The 17891-nt window shown below is 74.7% G+C and carries 17 protein-coding genes and 1 riboswitch; of the genes, 7 read left to right on the forward strand and 10 right to left on the reverse strand.

What is annotated here, in order from left to right; genetic code table 11:
• The first annotated feature begins 7 nt into the window (after window positions 1-7).
• Window positions 8-508, forward strand: coding sequence for a hemerythrin domain-containing protein (locus tag NLX85_RS28295; protein WP_254340190.1), 501 nt, complete (start codon window positions 8-10; stop codon window positions 506-508).
• A gap of 60 nt (window positions 509-568) precedes the next feature.
• Here NLX85_RS28295 and NLX85_RS28300 read toward each other — a convergent pair whose 3' ends face one another.
• On the reverse strand, window positions 569-1375 hold the full coding sequence (locus tag NLX85_RS28300) for an SDR family oxidoreductase (protein ID WP_254340192.1): 807 nt from the start codon (window positions 1373-1375) through the stop codon (window positions 569-571).
• 144 nt (window positions 1376-1519) lie between these two features.
• Window positions 1520-1609, forward strand: a riboswitch (ZMP/ZTP riboswitch).
• 18 nt (window positions 1610-1627) lie between these two features.
• Here NLX85_RS28300 and NLX85_RS28305 point away from each other — a divergent pair.
• A complete protein-coding gene (locus tag NLX85_RS28305; RefSeq protein ID WP_254340194.1) occupies window positions 1628-3064 on the forward strand; it encodes a glycine hydroxymethyltransferase in 1437 nt (478 codons plus the stop codon).
• Between the two features lie 216 nt (window positions 3065-3280).
• On the opposite strand, the gene NLX85_RS28310 is transcribed toward NLX85_RS28305, so the two are convergent.
• The 7 genes from NLX85_RS28310 to NLX85_RS28340 all read right to left on the reverse strand — a co-directional run bounded on the left by NLX85_RS28310 (window position 3281) and on the right by NLX85_RS28340 (window position 11411).
• On the reverse strand, window positions 3281-4936 hold the full coding sequence (locus NLX85_RS28310) for a ribulokinase (RefSeq protein ID WP_254340196.1): 1656 nt from the start codon (window positions 4934-4936) through the stop codon (window positions 3281-3283).
• A 38-nt stretch (window positions 4937-4974) separates the two neighbouring features.
• Window positions 4975-5226, reverse strand: a complete 252-nt coding sequence (locus NLX85_RS28315) for a hypothetical protein (protein WP_091658185.1) — start codon at window positions 5224-5226, stop codon at window positions 4975-4977.
• Between the two features lie 69 nt (window positions 5227-5295).
• A complete protein-coding gene (locus tag NLX85_RS28320) occupies window positions 5296-6609 on the reverse strand; it encodes a PLP-dependent aminotransferase family protein (protein ID WP_254340198.1) in 1314 nt (437 codons plus the stop codon).
• A gap of 1 nt (window position 6610) precedes the next feature.
• A complete protein-coding gene (locus NLX85_RS28325; protein ID WP_374628544.1) occupies window positions 6611-7753 on the reverse strand; it encodes an alpha-hydroxy acid oxidase in 1143 nt (380 codons plus the stop codon).
• Between the two features lie 112 nt (window positions 7754-7865).
• Window positions 7866-8849 carry an alpha/beta hydrolase gene (locus NLX85_RS28330; protein WP_254340202.1) on the reverse strand — a complete coding sequence of 328 codons (984 nt, stop codon included), beginning with the start codon at window positions 8847-8849 and terminating at the stop codon, window positions 7866-7868.
• On the reverse strand, window positions 8846-10069 hold the full coding sequence (locus NLX85_RS28335; protein ID WP_254340204.1) for a cytochrome P450: 1224 nt from the start codon (window positions 10067-10069) through the stop codon (window positions 8846-8848). Before NLX85_RS28335 ends, NLX85_RS28330 begins: the two co-directional genes overlap by 4 nt.
• A gap of 61 nt (window positions 10070-10130) precedes the next feature.
• Entirely contained in the window at window positions 10131-11411 is a 1281-nt protein-coding gene (locus NLX85_RS28340) for an SGNH/GDSL hydrolase family protein (RefSeq protein WP_254340334.1), read from the reverse strand.
• Between the two features lie 358 nt (window positions 11412-11769).
• Between NLX85_RS28340 and NLX85_RS28345 the strand changes: the two genes are divergently transcribed.
• The 4 genes from NLX85_RS28345 to NLX85_RS28360 all read left to right on the forward strand — a co-directional run bounded on the left by NLX85_RS28345 (window position 11770) and on the right by NLX85_RS28360 (window position 15777).
• The gene (locus NLX85_RS28345) at window positions 11770-13341 is read left to right on the forward strand and encodes a class I adenylate-forming enzyme family protein (protein ID WP_254340206.1); all 1572 of its coding nucleotides are present in this window, start codon (window positions 11770-11772) and stop codon (window positions 13339-13341) included.
• Entirely contained in the window at window positions 13338-14561 is a 1224-nt protein-coding gene (locus tag NLX85_RS28350; RefSeq protein WP_254340208.1) for an MFS transporter, read from the forward strand. The genes NLX85_RS28345 and NLX85_RS28350 overlap by 4 nt, the downstream gene beginning before the upstream one ends.
• 194 nt (window positions 14562-14755) lie before the next feature.
• Complete coding sequence (locus NLX85_RS28355) at window positions 14756-15148, forward strand: MmcQ/YjbR family DNA-binding protein (protein ID WP_254340210.1); 393 nt, start codon at window positions 14756-14758, stop codon at window positions 15146-15148.
• A complete protein-coding gene (locus NLX85_RS28360; RefSeq protein WP_254340212.1) occupies window positions 15145-15777 on the forward strand; it encodes an HAD family hydrolase in 633 nt (210 codons plus the stop codon). Before NLX85_RS28355 ends, NLX85_RS28360 begins: the two co-directional genes overlap by 4 nt.
• Before the next feature lie 44 nt (window positions 15778-15821).
• On the opposite strand, the gene NLX85_RS28365 is transcribed toward NLX85_RS28360, so the two are convergent.
• Window positions 15822-16319, reverse strand: coding sequence for a dethiobiotin synthetase (locus NLX85_RS28365; RefSeq protein ID WP_254340214.1), 498 nt, complete (start codon window positions 16317-16319; stop codon window positions 15822-15824).
• Between the two features lie 75 nt (window positions 16320-16394).
• Between NLX85_RS28365 and NLX85_RS28370 the strand changes: the two genes are divergently transcribed.
• Window positions 16395-17078, forward strand: coding sequence for an SGNH/GDSL hydrolase family protein (locus NLX85_RS28370; RefSeq protein ID WP_254340215.1), 684 nt, complete (start codon window positions 16395-16397; stop codon window positions 17076-17078).
• Between the two features lie 116 nt (window positions 17079-17194).
• Here NLX85_RS28370 and NLX85_RS28375 read toward each other — a convergent pair whose 3' ends face one another.
• Window positions 17195-17884 (reverse strand): TetR/AcrR family transcriptional regulator, encoded by a 690-nt coding sequence (locus NLX85_RS28375; RefSeq protein WP_254340223.1) that lies wholly within the window; start codon window positions 17882-17884, stop codon window positions 17195-17197.
• Window positions 17885-17891: the final 7 nt, after the last annotated feature.

Below are 17891 nucleotides of genomic sequence, written 5' to 3' on the forward strand. Positions count from 1 at the left end.
GGTACCGGTGTCCACCGATGCGATCGTCCTGCTCAAGGAGGACCACAAGGAGATGCGCCGCCTGTTCAAGGCCTTCCAGGACGCCGAGGAAGGCCCGGCGAGCCAGCGGCAGAAGCTGGTGAAGCAGATCCTCGAGGCGCTGACGGTGCACACGTACCTCGAGAACGAGGTGATGTACCCGGAGGTCCGCAAGCTCGTGCCCGACGTAGAGGACGACATCCTGGAGTCGTACGAGGAGCACCACGTCGCCGACGTGCTCTGCTTCGAGCTGTTCACCATGGACGCGGACGACGAGCGTTTCAACGCCAAGACGACGGTGCTCATCGAGAACGTGCTGCACCACGTCGAGGAGGAGGAGCAGGAGTGGTTCCCCAAGGTGCGCGAGGCGCTCGGCCGTAACCAGCTCCAGGAGATCGGCCAGCGCATGATCGACCTGCGCCCGAAGGCGCCGAAGACCCCGGCCGCCCCGAAGGCGCTGAAGAAGTCGCTGGACGCGGTCATCGCCTGACCCGGCGCGACGTGACGGCGGGACCCGGCGCAGGCCGGGTCCCGCCGTCGTTTCCGCGGTTCAGCTGCCCGAGCCCGGCTCGGCCATCTTCCGGTGCTGCTCCGCCTTCAGCCGGTCCGGGACGATCTTGCCGGCGGCGGTCTGGAGCTTGTTCACGAAAGAGCCGGCGGCCACCTTGTGCTCCCCCTTCATGAGGGCCTCGAAGGCATCCTCGGCCACCGCGCGCGGGTCGTCCTTCTTCCCCTGGCCCACCCGGGTGTCCTCCATGTGGGCCCGTTCGAAGAACTCGGTGTCGGTCGGCCCGGGCATCAGGGACGTCACGGTGACCCCGCTGTCCTTCAGCTCGTTGCGCAGCCCCTCCGCGAACGACTGCACGAACGACTTCGAGGCGTTGTAGACCGCCTGGAACGGCCCCGGCATGGTCGAGGCGATCGACGAGGTGAACAGCACCCGCCCCTGGCCCCGCTCGACCATGGCCGGCAGCAGGCGCTTGGCCAGGTGCACCGTCGAGCGCACGTTCAGGTCGACGACGGTCAGCTCGTCGCGCAGGTCCGTCCCACCCACGAAGTCGCCGCCGGCGCCGCGGCCGGCGTTGAGCGCCAGCGCGTCGACCGGCCGGCCCAGCTCCGTCACGGCCCGCGCCAGCTGCTCCACCCCGTCGGCCGTGGCCAGGTCCACCTGGACCGGGTACGCCTCCGGGCCGTTGTCGCGGCGCAGGTTCCGCGCCGCCGTCGCGATCGCCGGGTCCTCGGCGGCCACCACCACGTCGTACCCGTGCCCGGTGAACTGCGCGGCCAACTCGTACCCGATGCCGCTGGACGCGCCGGTCACCACGGCGAGCGGACGGCCGGTCGTCGGTGTGCTCATCCCTCGTGCCTCCTCATCCCCCGGACGCGGGCCGCGTGGCACCGCCCCCCCCACCGGAGGGGTTTGCCCAGCCCCGGGCGGACCAACCCCGCCGGCGCGCGGCGGAGGTGCGCCCGGCCGGCCGGAGGCCCACCCGGTAGGATCGGCGCGGGCCGTGACTGGCGCGTGGGGATGGAGAACCATCGGGGAGCGGCCCCGTCATGAGGACGCATGCCGAGCGCCTGGGCCTTCCGCACGTCACCAGGAGGTCGCATGTCGCTGAACGCCGAATCCACCGCCTTCCGCAGCGCGCTGGAGGTGATCCGGGCCGTCGAGCCGCGGGTGGCGGACGCCATCGGTGCCGAACTGGCCGACCAGCGCGAATCGCTCAAGCTCATCGCCAGCGAGAACTACGCCTCCCCGGCCACCCTGCTGGCCATGGGCAACTGGTTCAGCGACAAGTACGCCGAAGGCACCATCGGCCGCCGCTTCTACGCCGGCTGCCAGAACGTCGACACCGTCGAGGCGCTCGCCGCCGAGCACGCCAAGGAACTGTTCGGCGCGGCCCACGCGTACGTGCAGCCGCACTCCGGCATCGACGCCAACCTGGTCGCCTTCTGGGCGATCCTGGCCGACCGGGTCGAGTCCCCGGCGCTCAAGAAGGCCCAGGTACGCCAGGTCAACGACCTCACCGAGGCCGACTGGTTCGCGCTGCGCCGCGAGCTGGGCAACCAGCGGATGCTCGGCATGTCGCTGGACGCCGGCGGCCACCTCACCCACGGCTTCCGGCCCAACATCTCCGGCAAGATGTTCGACCAGCGCAGCTACGGCACCGACCCGGCCACCGGCCTGATCGACTACGACAAGGTCGCCGAGTCGGCCCGCGAGTTCAAGCCGCTGATCCTGGTCGCCGGCTACTCGGCGTACCCCCGGAAGGTGAACTTCCGGATCATGCGGGAGATCGCCGACTCCGTCGGCGCCACCTTCATGGTCGACATGGCGCACTTCGCCGGCCTGGTCGCCGGCAAGGTCTTCACCGGCGACTTCGACCCGGTGCCGCACGCGCACATCGTCACCACCACCACCCACAAGTCGCTGCGCGGCCCGCGCGGCGGCATGGTGCTCTGCGGTCCCGAGCTGGCCGACCAGGTCGACCGGGGCTGCCCCATGGTGCTCGGCGGCCCGCTGCCGCACGTGATGGCCGCCAAGGCCGTCGCCCTGGCCGAGGCCCGCCGCCCCGACTTCGCCGACTACGCCCAGCGGATCGTCGACAACGCCCAGGCGCTCGCCGAGGGGCTGCTGCGCCGGGGCGCGAAGCTGGTCACCGGCGGCACCGACAACCACCTGGTGCTCATCGACGTCTCCGGGTACGGCCTCACCGGCCGTCAGGCCGAGCAGGCGCTGCTCGACTCGGGCATCGTGACCAACCGCAACGCCGTCCCGCAGGACCCGAACGGCGCCTGGTACACCTCCGGCATCCGGATCGGCACCCCGGCGCTGACCACCCGGGGCCTGGGCGCCAGCGAGATGGACACCACCGCCGAGCTGATGCACACCGTGCTCAGCCAGACCACCCCGGGCGCGAACGCCGACGGCACCCCGTCCAAGGCCAAGTACGTCCTCGACCCGGCCGTGGCCGAGACGGTGAGCAAGCAGGCCAGCGACCTGCTCGCCGGCTTCCCCCTCTACCCGTCCGTCGACCTCGGCTGACCCCGGCCACCACGTCCTGGACGCCCCGCCCGGCCCCCGGCCGCGCGGGGCGTCCCCGTCCCACCCCCACCCGACCCCGCCCGCGCCCGGCGCCCGCCCACGCCGGCTAGGGGCGTTGATCATGAAGTTATTGCCATGGAACGCGCTTTCCGCCGCACTAACTTCATGATCAACGCGGCTGGGCGGGGGCTGGGCCGGGCGCGGGCGGGGCGGGTGTCAGGGGGTCGGGTGGGATTGGTGGCGGCGGGTGTTCAGGCGGTGGAGGACATCAGTGCCGCCGCGGCCGAAGTGGTCGTGCAGGGTTTGGTAGTCGGCGTAGAGCTCGTCGTACGCCGTGGCGCGGGCCGGGTCCGGGTGCCAGGTCTCGCGGTGCGACGCGCCCATGGCCGCCGACGCGGTCTCCACGTCCGGGTACGCCCCGGCGGCCACCGCCGCGTGGATGGCCGCGCCCAGCGCCGCCGGGTGCGCGGCGTCGAGCACGTGCAGCGGGCGGCGCAGCACGTCGGCGTAGATGCGCAGCAGCAGCCGGTTGGCGGTGAGCCCGCCGGCGGCGGTGAGTTCGTCGACGGCCACGCCGGCGGCCTCGAACGCCTCGACGACGGTGCGGGCGCCGAACGCCGTCGCCTCCAGCAGGGCGCGCCAGATCTCCTCGGGCCGGGTGGCGAGGGTGAGCCCGACCAGCACCCCGCTCAGCTCGTGGTCCATGAGCACCGACCGGTTGCCGCTGTGCCAGTCCAGCGCGAGCAGCCCGTGCCCGCCCACCGGCTGGTCGGCGGCGAGCGAGTCGAGCAGGTCCGGCACGGGCATCCCGCGCCGGGCGGCCTCGGAGGCGTACGACGCGGGCAGGGCGCGTTCGACGTACCAGGCGAAGATGTCGCCGACGCCGCTCTGGCCGGCCTCGTAGCCCCACCGGCCGGCGGTGACGCCGCCCTCGACGACGCCGCAGACGCCGGGCACCTCGTGGCAGGTGTCCGCGTTCATGATCAGGCAGGTGGAGGTGCCCAGGACGGCGAGCATCCGGCCGGGTGCGACTGACCGGGCCGCCGCCGCGGTGACGTGCGCGTCGATGGCCCCGGCGGCCACGGCGATGCCGGCGGGCAGGCCGGTCCAGCCGGCCGCCTCGACCGTCAGGGCGCCGGCCCGGGCGGCCGGCGGCAGCAGCGGCCCGTCGTCGATCTTCGCGAGCAGATCCGGCAGGTCCGGGTGCAGTGCGGCGAGGAAGTCCGGGGCCGGGTAGTGGCCGTCCTGGCGCAGTCCCTTGAAACCGGCGGCGGAGGCGTTGCGCGTCGGAGCGCCGCAGAGCAGCCGGACCAGCCAGTCGGCGGTCTCGACCCAGCGCTCGGCGCGGCGGAAGACCGCCGGGTCCTCCTCCAGCACCTCCAGGGCCTTCGCGAGCTGCCACTCGGCGGAGACCCGCCCGCCGTACCGGGCCAGCCAGGGCTCGCCGCGGTCGGCAGCGAGGGCGTTGATCCGGTCGGCCTGCCGCTGCGCCGAGTGGTGCTTCCAGAGCTTCGGCCAGGCGTGCGGGCGGTCCCGGAACTCCGGCAGCTCGGCGAGCGGGGTGCCGTCTGCGCGGGTGGGCAGCACCGTGCAGGAGGTGGCGTCGAGTCCGACGCCGACCACCTCGGCCGGGTCGATCCCGGCGGCACGGACGGCGGCGGGCACGGCGGTGCGCAGCACCTCGACGTGGTCGGCCGGGTCCTGGAGCGCCCAGCCGGGCGGCAGCGCCGGCCCGCCGGGCAGCCGCTCCGTGATGACCCCGTGCCGGTACGAGTGCACCGCGCTGCCCCGCTCGGCGCCGTCGGCCACGTCGACCACCACGGCCCGCCCCGAGAGCGTGCCGAGGTCCACCCCGACGACGTACCGGCCCACCGCTGCTCCTCCCCACCCGGGAGGATCACGCTAGCCGCTCAGCGCAGGGGGCGCTTCAGGTGGTAGCGGTGCACCTCGGTGCTGCCCTGCACGTTGTTCACGTCCTCGGCGGCGGAGACCAGTTCCCAGCCCTCCCGGCCGACCCGGTTGAGGTGCGCGATCGCGGTGTCGCCGTACGCGGTCACGTCGGTGCGGGACCCGTCCGGGGCGTACCAGACGAACGAGACGTGGAAATTGCGGCCCTGCCCCTGATAGCGGCGGACCAGCAACGCGTACTCCCAGGCAACCATCCGTCCATTATCAACGGTGGCCGCCCGGCCCGGGAACACGGGTGGTGGCGGAACGGCGACAGTGCGGTGTCAGGCCGGCGCGCCCAATGCGGCCAGTTCGTCGGTGATCAGCGCGGCGAGCCGGTCCAGGCCCAGGTCGATCTGCTCCGGGGTGACCGCGCTGACCGACAGCCGGAGCGCGTTCACCGGGGCGCCGGCGTCGTAGAAGTGCGCCATCGGGGTCCAGAGCACGCCGTACCCGCGGGCGGAGCGGTGCAGCAACGCGTCGTCCACCGCGAACGGCACGGTGACCACCACGAAGAAGCCGCCGGCCGGGACGTTCCAGCGCACCGGCCCGCCGGACGGGAAGCGGCGGCCCAGCCCGTCGACCATGTGCCGCAGGTTGCGGGCGTACGCGGCCCGCTCCCGGACGTTGGCCGCGACCAGCGAGCAGCCGTGGGCCAGCAGCGCCCCGCCGATCACCGCCTGGCTGATCGGCGAGGTGTTCACGGTGACCATGCTCTTGATCTTCGCGAGCTGGTCGGCGAGCGGGCCGACCGTGCCGTCGGAGCCGGCCACCCGCTGGTCGGCGACGACGTAGCCGACCCGGGCCCCGGGCAGCACGGTCTTGGCGAACGAGCCGAGGTAGACCACCCGACGGCGGGTGTCCAGCGCCTTGAGGGTGGGCAGCCGTTCGGCGCCGGCGGCCGGGAACAGGCCGTACGGGTTGTCCTCGATCAACAGCAGGTCCTCCTCGGCGGCCAGGTCGAGCAGCCGCCGACGCTGGGCCAGGTCCATGCGCACGCCGGAGGGGTTGGCGAAGTCGGGCATCACGTAGCAGGCGCGCGGGTGCAACCCCTCGGCCCGGGCCCGGTGCACCTGGTCGCGCAGGTCGGCCAGGTCGATCCCGTCCGGCCCGCCGGTGACCGGGCGCACCGGCAGGTCCACGAGGCGGGCCGCACCGGTCAGCCCGACGTACGTGGGCGCCACGGCGAGCAGCACGTCCCGCGGCCCGGCCCGCAGCGCGCGCAGCACCAGGAACATCGCCTCCTGACAGCCGACGGTCACCACGATCGCCTCCGGATCGACGGTGAGCCGCTCGTCCACGGCCAGGTTGCGGGCGATCAGGTGGTGCACGATCCCCTTGGTCCGGCCGTACTGGAGCAGCGTCCGGTCGACCTGCGCAGGGCCCAGGCCGAGGTCGTCGGCGAGGTGCCGGCGGAACGCGTCCAGGTGCTCGTGCAGCACCGCCGAGTCGAAGAACTCCTCGTACGGCCGGCCCGCGGCGAGCGACACCGCCTCCGGGTAGTGCTGCGCCACCTCGTTGAGGAAGTTCATCGAGTTCAACGCGGGGTCGTCCACGCTCGGGTGCAGGGCCGTGACGGCCAGGTCCACGGGCTCCACGTCAGCCTCCGGTCCGGGTGCGCAGCTCGCGGGCGGCCGCCGGGTCGGCGCAGCCGCTGAGGATGAACGCGTCGCGCAACTCGGCGGCGAGCAGCGCCAGGGCCGCCTCGGCGCCGGCCCGCCCGCCGGCCGCCAGGGCCCAGAGGAGCGGCCGGCCGACCAGCACGCCGGCCGCGCCGAGGGCGAGGGCGCGCAGCACGTCGGTGCCGCCGCGCACGCCGCTGTCCAGCAGCACCGCGCAGCGCTCCCCCACCTCGGCGACCACCTCGGGCAGCACGGCCGCACTGCCCGGGGCGCCGTCGAGCTGCCGGCCGCCGTGGTTGGAGACCACCACGGCGTCCACGCCGAGCTCCGCCGCGCGGACCGCGTCGCGCGGGTCCAGGATGCCCTTCACGGACAACGGCACCGGGGTACGCTCCCGCAGCCAGGCCAGGTCGGCCCAGCTCAGCGCGGGGGCGAAGACCGCGCCGGTGTGCGCGGCCACCGCCGACACCCCGGGCGCGCCCTGGTGGGCCAGGTCGTTCCGGCCGCCGGGCAGGTTCGCGGCGGTGACATGCGGCGGCAGGGCGAAGCCGTTGCGCACGTCGCGCAGCCGCCGGCCGAGCACCGGCACGTCGACGGTGACCATCAGCCCGGCGCAGCCCGCGCCGAGCGCCCGGTCCAGCAGGTCGGCCACCATGCCCCGGTCGCGCAGCCAGTAGAGCTGGAACCAGACCGTGCCGCCGACCGCGGCGACCTCTTCGATGGGTGTGCTGGCCAGGGTGCTCGCCACGTAGGGCACGCCGGCCGCGCGGGCCGCCGCGGCGAGCCCCACCTCGCCGTCGGGGTGCAGCAGTTTCTGGTACGCCATGGGCGCGACCGCCACCGGCAGGGCGTACCGGCCGCCGGGCAGCGGCGCCTCGGTGGACGCCACGTCCACCCCGGCCAGCATCCGGGGCAGCACCGCCACCCGGTCCAGCGCGGCCCGGTTCGCGGCGAGGGTGGTCTCGGTGCCGCTGCCGCCGGCCACGAAGTCCCACACCTCGGCGGGGAGCGCGGCCCGGGCCAGCTCCGCGAAGTCGCCCAGGCTGGCCGGCGGCACGAACCCGGGCTCAGCCGGTCCTCGCCCCGCCACCAGGCCGACGGGATTCGGAGCGTCGGCCACGATCGGGCCGGCCGCGTCGTGGGGGTGCCGCCCCGGCGGCGCACCGGTCGGGGTGACGTCCGCCGGGTCGAGCGGGTGAGGCGCCGCCGGCTCCGGGTTGGTCGTCCGGAGGTCAGCCATGGCCCGGGCCGCCCGCGGCCGTGCCGGCGGCCGATCCGGCCGGGGCGAGGCCGAACCGTGCCCGCAGGAAGGCGGCCGCCTGCTCCTGGGCCCGCTTGCCGGCGTCGAACACGCCCGGCATGGCGAAGAAGCCGTGGACCATGCCGTCGTACCGGGTGGTCTCGGTGGGCACGCCGGCCTCGGCCAGCCGCTCGGCGTACCGCTCCCCCTCGTCGCGCAGCGGGTCGTGCTCGGCGGTGATGACCAGCGCCGGGGGCAGGCCGGCGAGGTCCTCGGCGAGCAGCGGCGAGGCGAGCGGGTGGGCCGCGTCGCCGGGGTCGGCCAGGTAGTGCCGCCGGTACCACTCGACCGAGTGCCGGTTGAACAGCAGCGGGTCCTCGGTGCCGGTGGGCCCGCGGCCGGGCCGCTGGTCGGTGTTCGGGTAGACCAGCAGCTGGGCGGCGAGCCGGGGGCCGCCGTCGGCGCGGGCCAGCAGGGTGACGGCGGCGGCCAGGTTACCGCCGGCGCTGTCCCCGCCGACGGCCAGCCGGTCCGGGTCGACACGGAACTCCTCGGCGTGCCCGGCCAGCCAGCGCAGCGCCGCGTGGCAGTCGTCCACGGCGGCCGGGAAGCGGTGCTCGGGGGCCAACCGGTAGCCGACGGTCACCGTCTGGCAGCCGGCCAGGTTGACCAGCCGGCGGCAGATCCCGTCGGCGGTGTCCACGCTGCCGAGGGTCCAGCCGCCGCCGAAGAACCAGACGAGCGTGGGCAGCGGGCCGTCCCCGGCCGGCCGGTGGATGCGCACCGGAAGCGGCCCGTCCGGGCCGGGGACCTGCGTGTCGCGTACCTCTTCGACCGGCTCGACCGCGCCGGCGCCGGCGCGGATCGCGGCGAGGTCGGCGGCGCGGGCCTGCGCCAGGGTCTGGGTGTAGAGCGGCGCGGTGCCGGCGGCCGCGCGCGCGGCCCGCCACGCGGCCACCTGCGGGTCGAGGGTCATCGGGCCTCCCCCGTGGTGACGAAGAGCTTGTCGATGCCGCGCAGGAAGAGGCTTCCGCTGTACGTGTAGGGCTGGGTGACCGCCAGCTCGGGGAAGCGGGCGAAGAGCCGGGGCAGGGCGAGCCGGCCCTCCAGCTTGGACACCGCCGAGCCGAGGCAGAAGTGCAGCCCGACGCCGAAGGCGAGCGAGGGCGGGCCGGCGCGGTGCGGGTCGAAGCGGTCCGGGTCGGGGAAGCGGGCCGGGTCGCGGTTGGCCGCGGCGATCAGCAGCAGCACGTTCTCGTCCCGCCCGACCGGCACGCCGCCCACCTCGGTGTCGTGCGGCGCGGCGCGGGCCAGGAAGTGCACCGGGCTCTCCATCCGCAGGACCTCGTCCACGCAGCCCCGGGCCAGCGCGTCGTCGCCGGGCAGCGCGGCGACCACGTCCGGGTGGGCCAGCAGCAGCGGGAGGCCGTTGCTGAACATGTAGACGGTGGTGACGAAGCTGGCGTTGAACAGCACGATGAGGTTGCTGATCAACTCCTCCTCGGTGAGGTCGACGCCGCCCGCGTCCAGCACCTCGACCAGCCCGCTGATCAGGTCCTCGCCGGGCTGTCGCCGCCGGTGGGCGAGCAGCTCGCGGTAGTAGCCGCGCAGCTCCTCGGCGGCCTGGTTGGCGCGGGCCAGCCGCTCCGGCGTCTTGCCGGCCACGTCCATGTACTCGTCGATCCAGTCGACCCGCTGCCGGTACCAGGCCAGGTCCGCCTCGGGCAGGCCGATGAACTCGGCCATCACGAGCGCCGGGACCGGGTACGCGAAGTCGGCCACGAAGTCGACCTCGCCGCCGTCCGCGCCGGCCTCGGCCATCCGGTCCAGCCGGTCGGTGACGATCCGGACGATCACCGGCTCCAGCGCGCCCAGCCGGCGCGGGGTGAACGTCTTCGCGAAGACCGCCCGCATCCGGGTGTGGTCCGGCGGGTTGATGAACATCATCGAGGTCAGGAAGGTGCGCAGGATCTCCTGGTCCTGCCAGTCGGGCGGGGCGCCCTTGTACCAGCCGGGGTCCCGCAGGATCTGGTCGACCAGGTCGTAGCCGCCGGCCACGGCGGTGATCGTGCTGTGTTCGGCCCGCTTCGGGACCGCGTTGATCGGCCCGTGCTCGTGCAGGGCCGCGTACCACGGGTACGGGTTCTGCCGGCCCTGCTCGCTGTACAGGCCGGTCAGGATCTCGTCGACGTCCACGGTTCCTCCCCAGGAAAGACGGTGGGGGGCGGCGTGGTGCCGACGCCGCCCCCCACCGGTGTCACAGACCGAGCAGGCGCAGGGGCACGGCGTCGGCCATGGCCTGCGCGCCGGCGTCGTTCGGGTGGATGTGGTCCCCGGCGTCGTACGCCGGCAGCAGCCGGCTCGGGTGCGTCGGGTCGCGCAGCACGGCGTCGAAGTCGATCACCCCGTCGAACTCCGCGCCGCCGGCGCCGCGCAGCCAGGTGTTGACCGCCTGCCGGGTGGCTTCCTTCTCCTCGGTCCACACGCCCGGACCGCCGTTGCCCTCGTACGGCGTGATGGTGCCGACCAGGCTGGTCAGGCCGCGCTCCCGGGTCTGCTGGTTGAGCTGGCGCAGTGAGGCGATGATGGCCTCCGCGCTGTCGCCGTTCATCCAGATGTCGTTGATGCCCAGGTGGGTGATGACCGTCCGCACCCCGGTCTGCGGGAAGACGTCCTCGTTGAGCCGGGCCAGGGCGTTCGGGCCCAGCTCGTAGTAGCCGGGGAAGCCGCCCGCGCCGGGCTCGGCGCCCTCGTGGTTGAGCCGGTTGCCGGAGAGGCTCAGGTTGAGCACGCCCGGCGTGCGCACCTCGGGGCGGGCGTCGATGAGCCGCTCGGCCAGCAGGTCCGGCCAGCGCCGGTCGGCGTTGACCGTGCTGCCGTTGCCGTCGCCGATCGAGTCGCCGAGCACGACCACCGAGCCGGGGCTGAGCCGGCGTTCCACGTCGATGCCGGAGAGGAACATCCAGCAGCAGTCGACCTTGCGGGTGAACTGAGGGCTGGTCACGGCGGTGGTCAGGTCGGTGCCGCCGATGAAGGTGGTCGTGCGCGACTGGCCGTGGAAGGTCACCAGTCCGGTGAGTACCGGGAAGTAGAGGGTGACGACCAGGTCCTCCTGCTCGCCGACGCGCAGGTCCAGCGGGTCGCTGAGCAGCTCGGCGCCCTTGTTGATGGTGGTCGAGGAGGCGCCCTGGAAGGTCAGCTCGCGGACGGTGGCCGGGTCGATGTCCGAGCGGTCCTCGGTGGCGGTGTCCGGGCGGGCGACCGTGGCGTGGCCGACCTTGACGGCCTGCTCGCCGTAGAGGTTGGTGAGCCGGACCCGGACCCGGTCGCCGCCGACCGTGGTCTGCACGGTCATCCGGATGCTCTGGTCGGCCAGGCCGGTGTAGGTCAGGCCGACGGTGTTCCCGCGGGTCACCGCGGCGGCCCAGGTCCCGGCCCACTCCGCGCGCCCGTGCCGGACGCTGTCGGTGTCGGTGGGGCCGGCGCTCGCGGTGACCGCGGGGGTGCCGGCGATCAGCAGTGTCGCGGCGGAAGCTATGACGTGCCATCTCTTCGGGGTCGGCATTGAACCTCCATCGTTGGCAGCCCCGGGCGCGGCGCGGTCGGCGCCGCCGCCGGGCGATGGACCGGAAACTAACCGTCGACGGTGATGAGCGTCAATCAACCTGATCGACATGATCAAATGTCTTCGGGGTGCCACCGAACGCCGTTCGGGCGCTGTCCTCTCAGGACCCCGACTGCCTAGGCTCGGCACTGGCGGCGGTGCGGTCGCCGACTCTGGCACCTGCCGTCGCGTCCCGGCTCCGACCTGCCCGGACGCCGCTTCCGACGGTAGTCGTGGCACCGGGCGCCGGTGCCACCGTCGACCGTCCCCGGACCACGATGGGGGCTGCCCGATGACCGACCGGCCGAACTACGTGCACGAGGCGCTGGACCTGTTCGCCGGGTTCGGCGACCGGGAGGCGCTCGTCGGCGGGGGCCGCCGGCTCACCTACCCCGAGGTCGCCGCCGAGGTGCGCGGCCTGGCTGGCGCGCTGCTGCGGCACGGCGTACGTCCGGGGGCCGCCGTGCTGGTGATGCTCGGCAACACCCTGGAAGGGCCGCTGCTCCAGCTCGCGTTGCACCTGCTCGGCTGCCGGAGCATGTGGGTCGCCCCGGTCACCTCCCGGCGGGAGGTCGACGAGTTCGTCGCCCTGGCCGGCCCGGACGCCTTCGTGCACGACCCGCGCGACCCGCTCGGCGCGGAGATCGCGGCCGGTCTGACCGGCGTGCCGGTGCTCTGCCTCGGGCCCGGCGGCGCGGGACCGGACCTCACGGCCGCCGGCGGCGAGCCGACCGACCTGCCCGCCGCTGCGCCCGCGCCGGAGTCGTTCCTCCAGACCAGCGGCACGACCGGCACCCCCAAGCTGGTGCACCACCGGGAGAGCTTCTACCGGCAGATCCTCGCCCTGGCCGCCGACTTCCGGGCGGCCGGCTTCCCGCTGCTGCGGCACCTGTCGCACTCGCCCATGTGGCTGGCCAGCGGCCAGATCACCACGCTGTTCAACCTGTTCACCGGCGGGGTGCTGTTCCTGCGTGAGCAGTGGGACCCGGCGGCGTTCATCCGGACCGTCCACACCGAGCGGCTGACGTCCACCTTCGTCACCCCGCCGATGCTCTACGAGGTGCTCGACCACCCGGCCCTCGACGGCGCCGACTTCTCCGCCATGTTCATGTTCAACGTGGGCGCCGGGCCCGCCGCGCCGGCCCGGCTGCGCCAGGCGATCGCCCGCTTCGGCCCGTGCCTGCGCATCGTGTACGGGCTCAGCGAGGCCGTGGTGATCTGCGCGCTGCCCGGGCTCACCGACGACCCGGAGCACCCGGAGCGGCTGCGCTCCTGCGGCCGCCCGTACGGGGACGTGGCCGTGGAGATCCGCGACGCCGAGGGCCGGGTGCTGCCGGCCGGCGCGGACGGCGAGGTGTGGGTGCGCACGAAGCTGAGCTTCGCCGGCTACCACGGCCAGCCCGAGCTGACCGCCGAGACGCTTGTCGACGGCTGGGTGCGCACCCGCGACATCGGCCACCTCGACACCGACGGCTACCTCTACCTGGTCGACCGGCTCCAGGATCGGATCCTCACCCGGCAGCGCAGCTGGCCCATCTACTCCCGCCCCATCGAGGACGTGCTCGCCGCCCACCCCGAGGTCCGCGCCGCCGCGGTGATCGGCGTGCCCGACCCGGTCGCCGGGGAGGTGCCGCACGCGTACGTGGTGCCGGCGCCGAGCGCGACGGTGACCGGCGACGAGCTGATCGCGCTGGTCACCCGGGAGCTGAGCGAGACCTGGGCGCCGGGCGCCGTGGAGTTCCTCGACGCGCTGCCACTGAACCGCTCCGCCAAGGTCGACAAGCGTGCCCTGCGCGCCCGGTACGCCGCCGCCCACCCGGCCGACGCCGAGTCGCTGGGCACGGTCATCGGCAGTCCGGCGTGACCCCGCGCCGGGAGCTGTACACCCTGGTCGGCGCCGACCTGCTGTCCAACCTGGGCACCCGGATATCGGTGGTGGCCATCCCCTGGCTGGTGCTGGAGACCACCGGCAGCCCGACCCGGATGGGCCTGGTCGCCGCGGCGGAGACCCTGCCGTACATGCTCTCCAGCGCGCTGGCGACCCCGTGGGCGGACCGGTTCGGGGTACGCCGTACCTCGGTCGCCGTGGACACGGCCAGTGCCGCGGCGATGGCCGTCGTGGCGCTGGCGCCCTGGCTGGGGTTCGGCACGCTGCTGGTGCTGGTCGCGGTGGCCGGCGGGCTGCGCGGGATCGGCGACCGGGTCAAGCACGTGCTGTTCAAGCCGGCCGCCGAGCGGGCCGGGGTGCCACTGATCCGGCTCACCTCCGCCTACGACGGGCTGGCCCGGGGCATGACGCTGTTCGGCGCGGTGCTCGGCGGGCTGCTCATCGACTGGGTGGGGGTGACCCGGGCCATCTGGATCGACGCGGCCACCTTCGCGGCCTGCGCGCTGCTGATCGGCGTGCTGGTCCGGCCGCCCGCGCCGGCCCAGCCGGCGCCCCGGGAGAGCTACCTGCGGGCGCTGCGCGGTGGCTTCACCTACCTGCGCACCGACCGCACGCTGCTGACCATGCTGATCGTCGTCTCCGCGTCGAACATGTTCGCCAACGCCAGCGTCGCCGTCTGGATCCCGCTCTGGGTGGACCGGGTGCTCGGCGACCCGGCCGGGTTCGGCCTGCTGCTGGGGGTGTTCTCCGCCGGCGCGCTGCTGGGCAACCTGCTCTTCACCGTGGCCGGGACCCGGCTGCCCCGGGGGGCGACGTTCGCGCTGGGGCTGGCGCTCAGCGGCGCGCCCCGGCTGCTGGCCCTGGCGCTCAGCGACGACCTCGTGGTGGTGCTCGTCGTGACGTTCGTGTCCGGCATCGCCATCGCGGCGGTGAACCCGCTGCTCGGCGCGGCCCTCTACGAGCGGGTGCCGGAGTCGTTGCAGACCCGGGTGCTGGGCATCTCCGGCTCGGTGGCCTTCCTCGGCCTGCCGGTCGGGGCGCTGCTCGGCGGCTGGTCGGTGGCCGTGCTCGGGCTGACCCCGGCGCTGCTCGTGATGGCGGTGGCCTGCCTGGTGCTCACCGTGGCGCCGCTGCTGCTGAGCCGCCCGACCGCCGACCGCCCGGCCGCGGAACCGGTGGCCTCCACCCCGGCCTGAGCCCACCGTCAGCGGTAGCGGAGTTCCACCACGCCGTTGCCGAACCGGCGCTTTGTGATCAGGGCGAGGGCGAGGCGGGTGCCGGGTGGGAAGGGCGGCTGGCCGGCGCCGAGCACGACCGGGACGACGTGGAGCCGCCACTCGTCGACCGGCCCGTCACGGTCGGTGTCGGTGGGTCGGCGTAGGGTCGGGCCATGGCGACCTGGGACGATGTCCGGCGGATCGCGCTCGCCCTGCCGGAGACCACCGAACGCGGTTCGCACGACGACCTGCCGGCCTGGCGGGTGCGCGACAAGCTCTTCGTCTGGGAGCGGCCGCTGCGCCGCGCCGACCTCGACGCGCTGGGCGACGCCGCGCCCGACGGCCCGATCCTCGGCGCCCGGGTGCCCGACCTGGGCGCGAAGGAGGCGCTGCTCGCCGACGATCCCGGGGTCTACTTCACCACCCCGCACTTCGAGGGCTACCCGGCGGTGCTGGTCCGGCTCGACCGGATCGGGGTCGAGGAGCTGACCGAGCTGGTCACCGAGGCGTGGCACGCGCGCGCCCCGAAGCGGCTGGCCGCCGCCCACCGGGCGGAGGCCGGATGAGCGGGCCGGTGGCCGGGATCGTCTTCGACATGGACGGCACGCTTATCGAGTCGCACGAGGTGGTGCCCGCGGCCTACCGCGCGGCGGTGCTGGCCGGCGGCGGGCCCGAGCGCACCGACGCCGAGGTCATCGCGGGCTACTCGCTCGGCGCGCCCGTCGACCTGCTGACCCACCTGCTCGGGCGGGCCGCCACCGAGGCGGACCTGGCCGCCTACCACGCCCACCTGGCCGCGCTCGCCGAGCGGGTCACCGTCTACCCGGGGGTGGCCGAGGCGCTCGCCGAGGTCGCCGCCCGGGTGCCGGTGGGCCTGTTCACCGGCGCGAGCCACCGCGCCGCCGAGATCCTGCTCGACCGGGTCGGCCTGCTCGACCGTTTCGGGGTCGTCCTGGGCGGCGACCAGGTCCCCCGCCCCAAGCCGGCACCGGACGGCGTCGAGCTGGCGTGCCGCCGGCTGGGCGTGCCACCGGGCCGCGCCGCGTACGTGGGTGACTCGCCGTTGGACCTGCGGGCCGCCCGGGACAGCGGCGCCGTGGCGGTGGCCGCGGCCTGGGGCCACCAGTACGACCCGGCCGAGGCGGCCGACCTCAGCGCGGCCCGGCCCGGAGACCTGCTGGCGCTGCTCGGCTGACCTGGACGACGGGCCGGCTGAAGCACCGGCCGGGCGACGCCTCGTCAGCGCGCGACCGGGTCGGGACGGGCGCCCGGCGGGTCCCGGAGGGCCAGCCGCACAGCCTCCTCCGCGGTGGCCGCCTGAACCGGTCCCAGCACCGGGACGCCGCCGGCGTCGACGACGCGCCACCCGCCTAGCACGACCACCGGGATGCCGCCGCGCCGCATCGCCAGCGCCACCTCGCTGAGGGTCCCCCAGGAGCCGCCGACGGCGATCACCGCGTCCGCGCTCCACACCAGGATCGCGTTGCGGGCCTGGCCCAGGTTGGTCACCACCGAGGCGGACAGCTCGACGGGGCCGGGGGCGCTGCCGTCGTCGGGGCGTACCCCGATGACCAGGCCCGCGCGGTCGCGGGCGCCCGCGGCGACGGCGGCCATCACCCCGCCGCCCCCGCCGCAGAGCACCGTGACCCCGCGCCCGGCGAGCAGCTCCCCCACCCGCCGGGCCGCCGCCAGTTCCTCCGGCGTCGCCTCCGCCGGTCCGCACACCGCCACCTGCACTCCGCCATTGTCCCGGGTCCGCGATCGTCCGGTCCATGATCGACGGATCCGGTGCGGCTGGGTTAGCGTGCGGGGGTGGGATCGACGGTGACCGAAGCGACGGATCCGTGGTGCCTGCGCCCGGGTGAGGCCGGCGAGCTGCTGCGGGGGCACCCGTGGCGGCGGTTCGTGGTGCTGGGCGACAGCGTGGCCGAGGGCATGTGCGAGCCGGTCGACGGCTACCCGGACCTCCAGTGGGCCGACCGGATCGGCGCCGAGCTGCGCGCGGTGCGGCCCGAGCTGGCGTACCGGAACCTGGGGCGGCGCGGGCTGCGGGCGCACGAGGTGCGGGCGACGCAGCTCGCGGCCGCGCTGGAGTTCGCGCCGGACCTGGCGCTTGTGGTGTGCGGCGGCAACGACGCCTTCCGCCCCGGGTACGACCCGGAGGCCGTGGACGCCGAGCTGACCGCGATGGTCACGGCGCTCCAGGGCGCCGGGGCGGACGTCATCACGGTCGGCATGTTCGACGTGTCGCACAGCCCGGCCGTGCCGGAGCCGCTGCGGGCGGGCCTGAGCGAGCGGATGCGTCAGCTTTCCTTCCACACCGGGCGACTGGCGGACCGGCTCGGCACCCTGCACGTGCACCTGACCGACCATCCGCTCGTCGCGGACCCGTCGCTGTACAGCAGCGACGGCCGGCACGGCAGCGCCCGCAGCGACGCCGTCGCGACGGCGGAGACCCTCCGCGTCCTGGCCAGCCGCCTGCGCCCCACAGGGTGAGCCGGCAGCCGCCGGACCGGCGTCGATCAAGAGGTTTGCGTCAGGAATCGGGCTCTGGAAGACGCAAACCTCTTGATCGACACGGACGGGGAGGGGCTGGGCCGGCCGGAGCGGGGTCAGGTCGGGCCGGACGTGAGCAGGCCGGTCAGCAGGCTGCGCAGGGTGCGCTCGAAGAGGTCCTGGGCGGGCGGGGTTGACGGCGGTTCGGCGAACGCGGCGGCCAGGTGCGGGTACGCCGCCAGGTCGACGTGGTCGAAGGTGAGCGTGCCGGCGGCGGCCGCGCTGCGGGCGAAGAGCGAGACCACGCCGGTGACCATGGCGATCGCCTCGAATTTCGCGGCGACCCCGGCCCTGACCGGTTGCAGCAGGCGCAGGCAGGCGTCGAAGTGGGCGAGGGTGTTCGGCCCGGGGACCGCGCGCCGGGCGATGGCGTCGGGCAGCCACGGGTGGCGACGGTAAAGCGCGAGTTGGCGGCGGGCCAGCAGGAGGAACTGGTCCAGCCAGGTCCCGTCGTCCGCCGGGTACGGCCGCAGCTCGCCCACGCACCGGTCGACCATCAGGTCCAGCAGGTCGTCGCGGGACGACAGGTGCCGGTAGAGCGAGCCGGCGGCCATGCCCAGCGCCCCGGCGACCGCGCGCATGGACACGGCGCCCAGCCCGTCGGCATCGGCCAGCGCGACCGCGGCGGCGACGATCTCGTCCCGGCTGTGCGTCGGGGCGGGGCCGCGGGCGCCGCGCTGCGGCCGGGTCCAGATCGACCGTCCGGCGGAGCCGCCCTCGGCCGGATTCCTCGGTGCGCCGCTCACCACACCA

This window comes from Micromonospora sp. A3M-1-15 (assembly GCF_024213425.1).
Classification (GTDB): domain Bacteria; phylum Actinomycetota; class Actinomycetes; order Mycobacteriales; family Micromonosporaceae; genus Micromonospora; species Micromonospora chersina.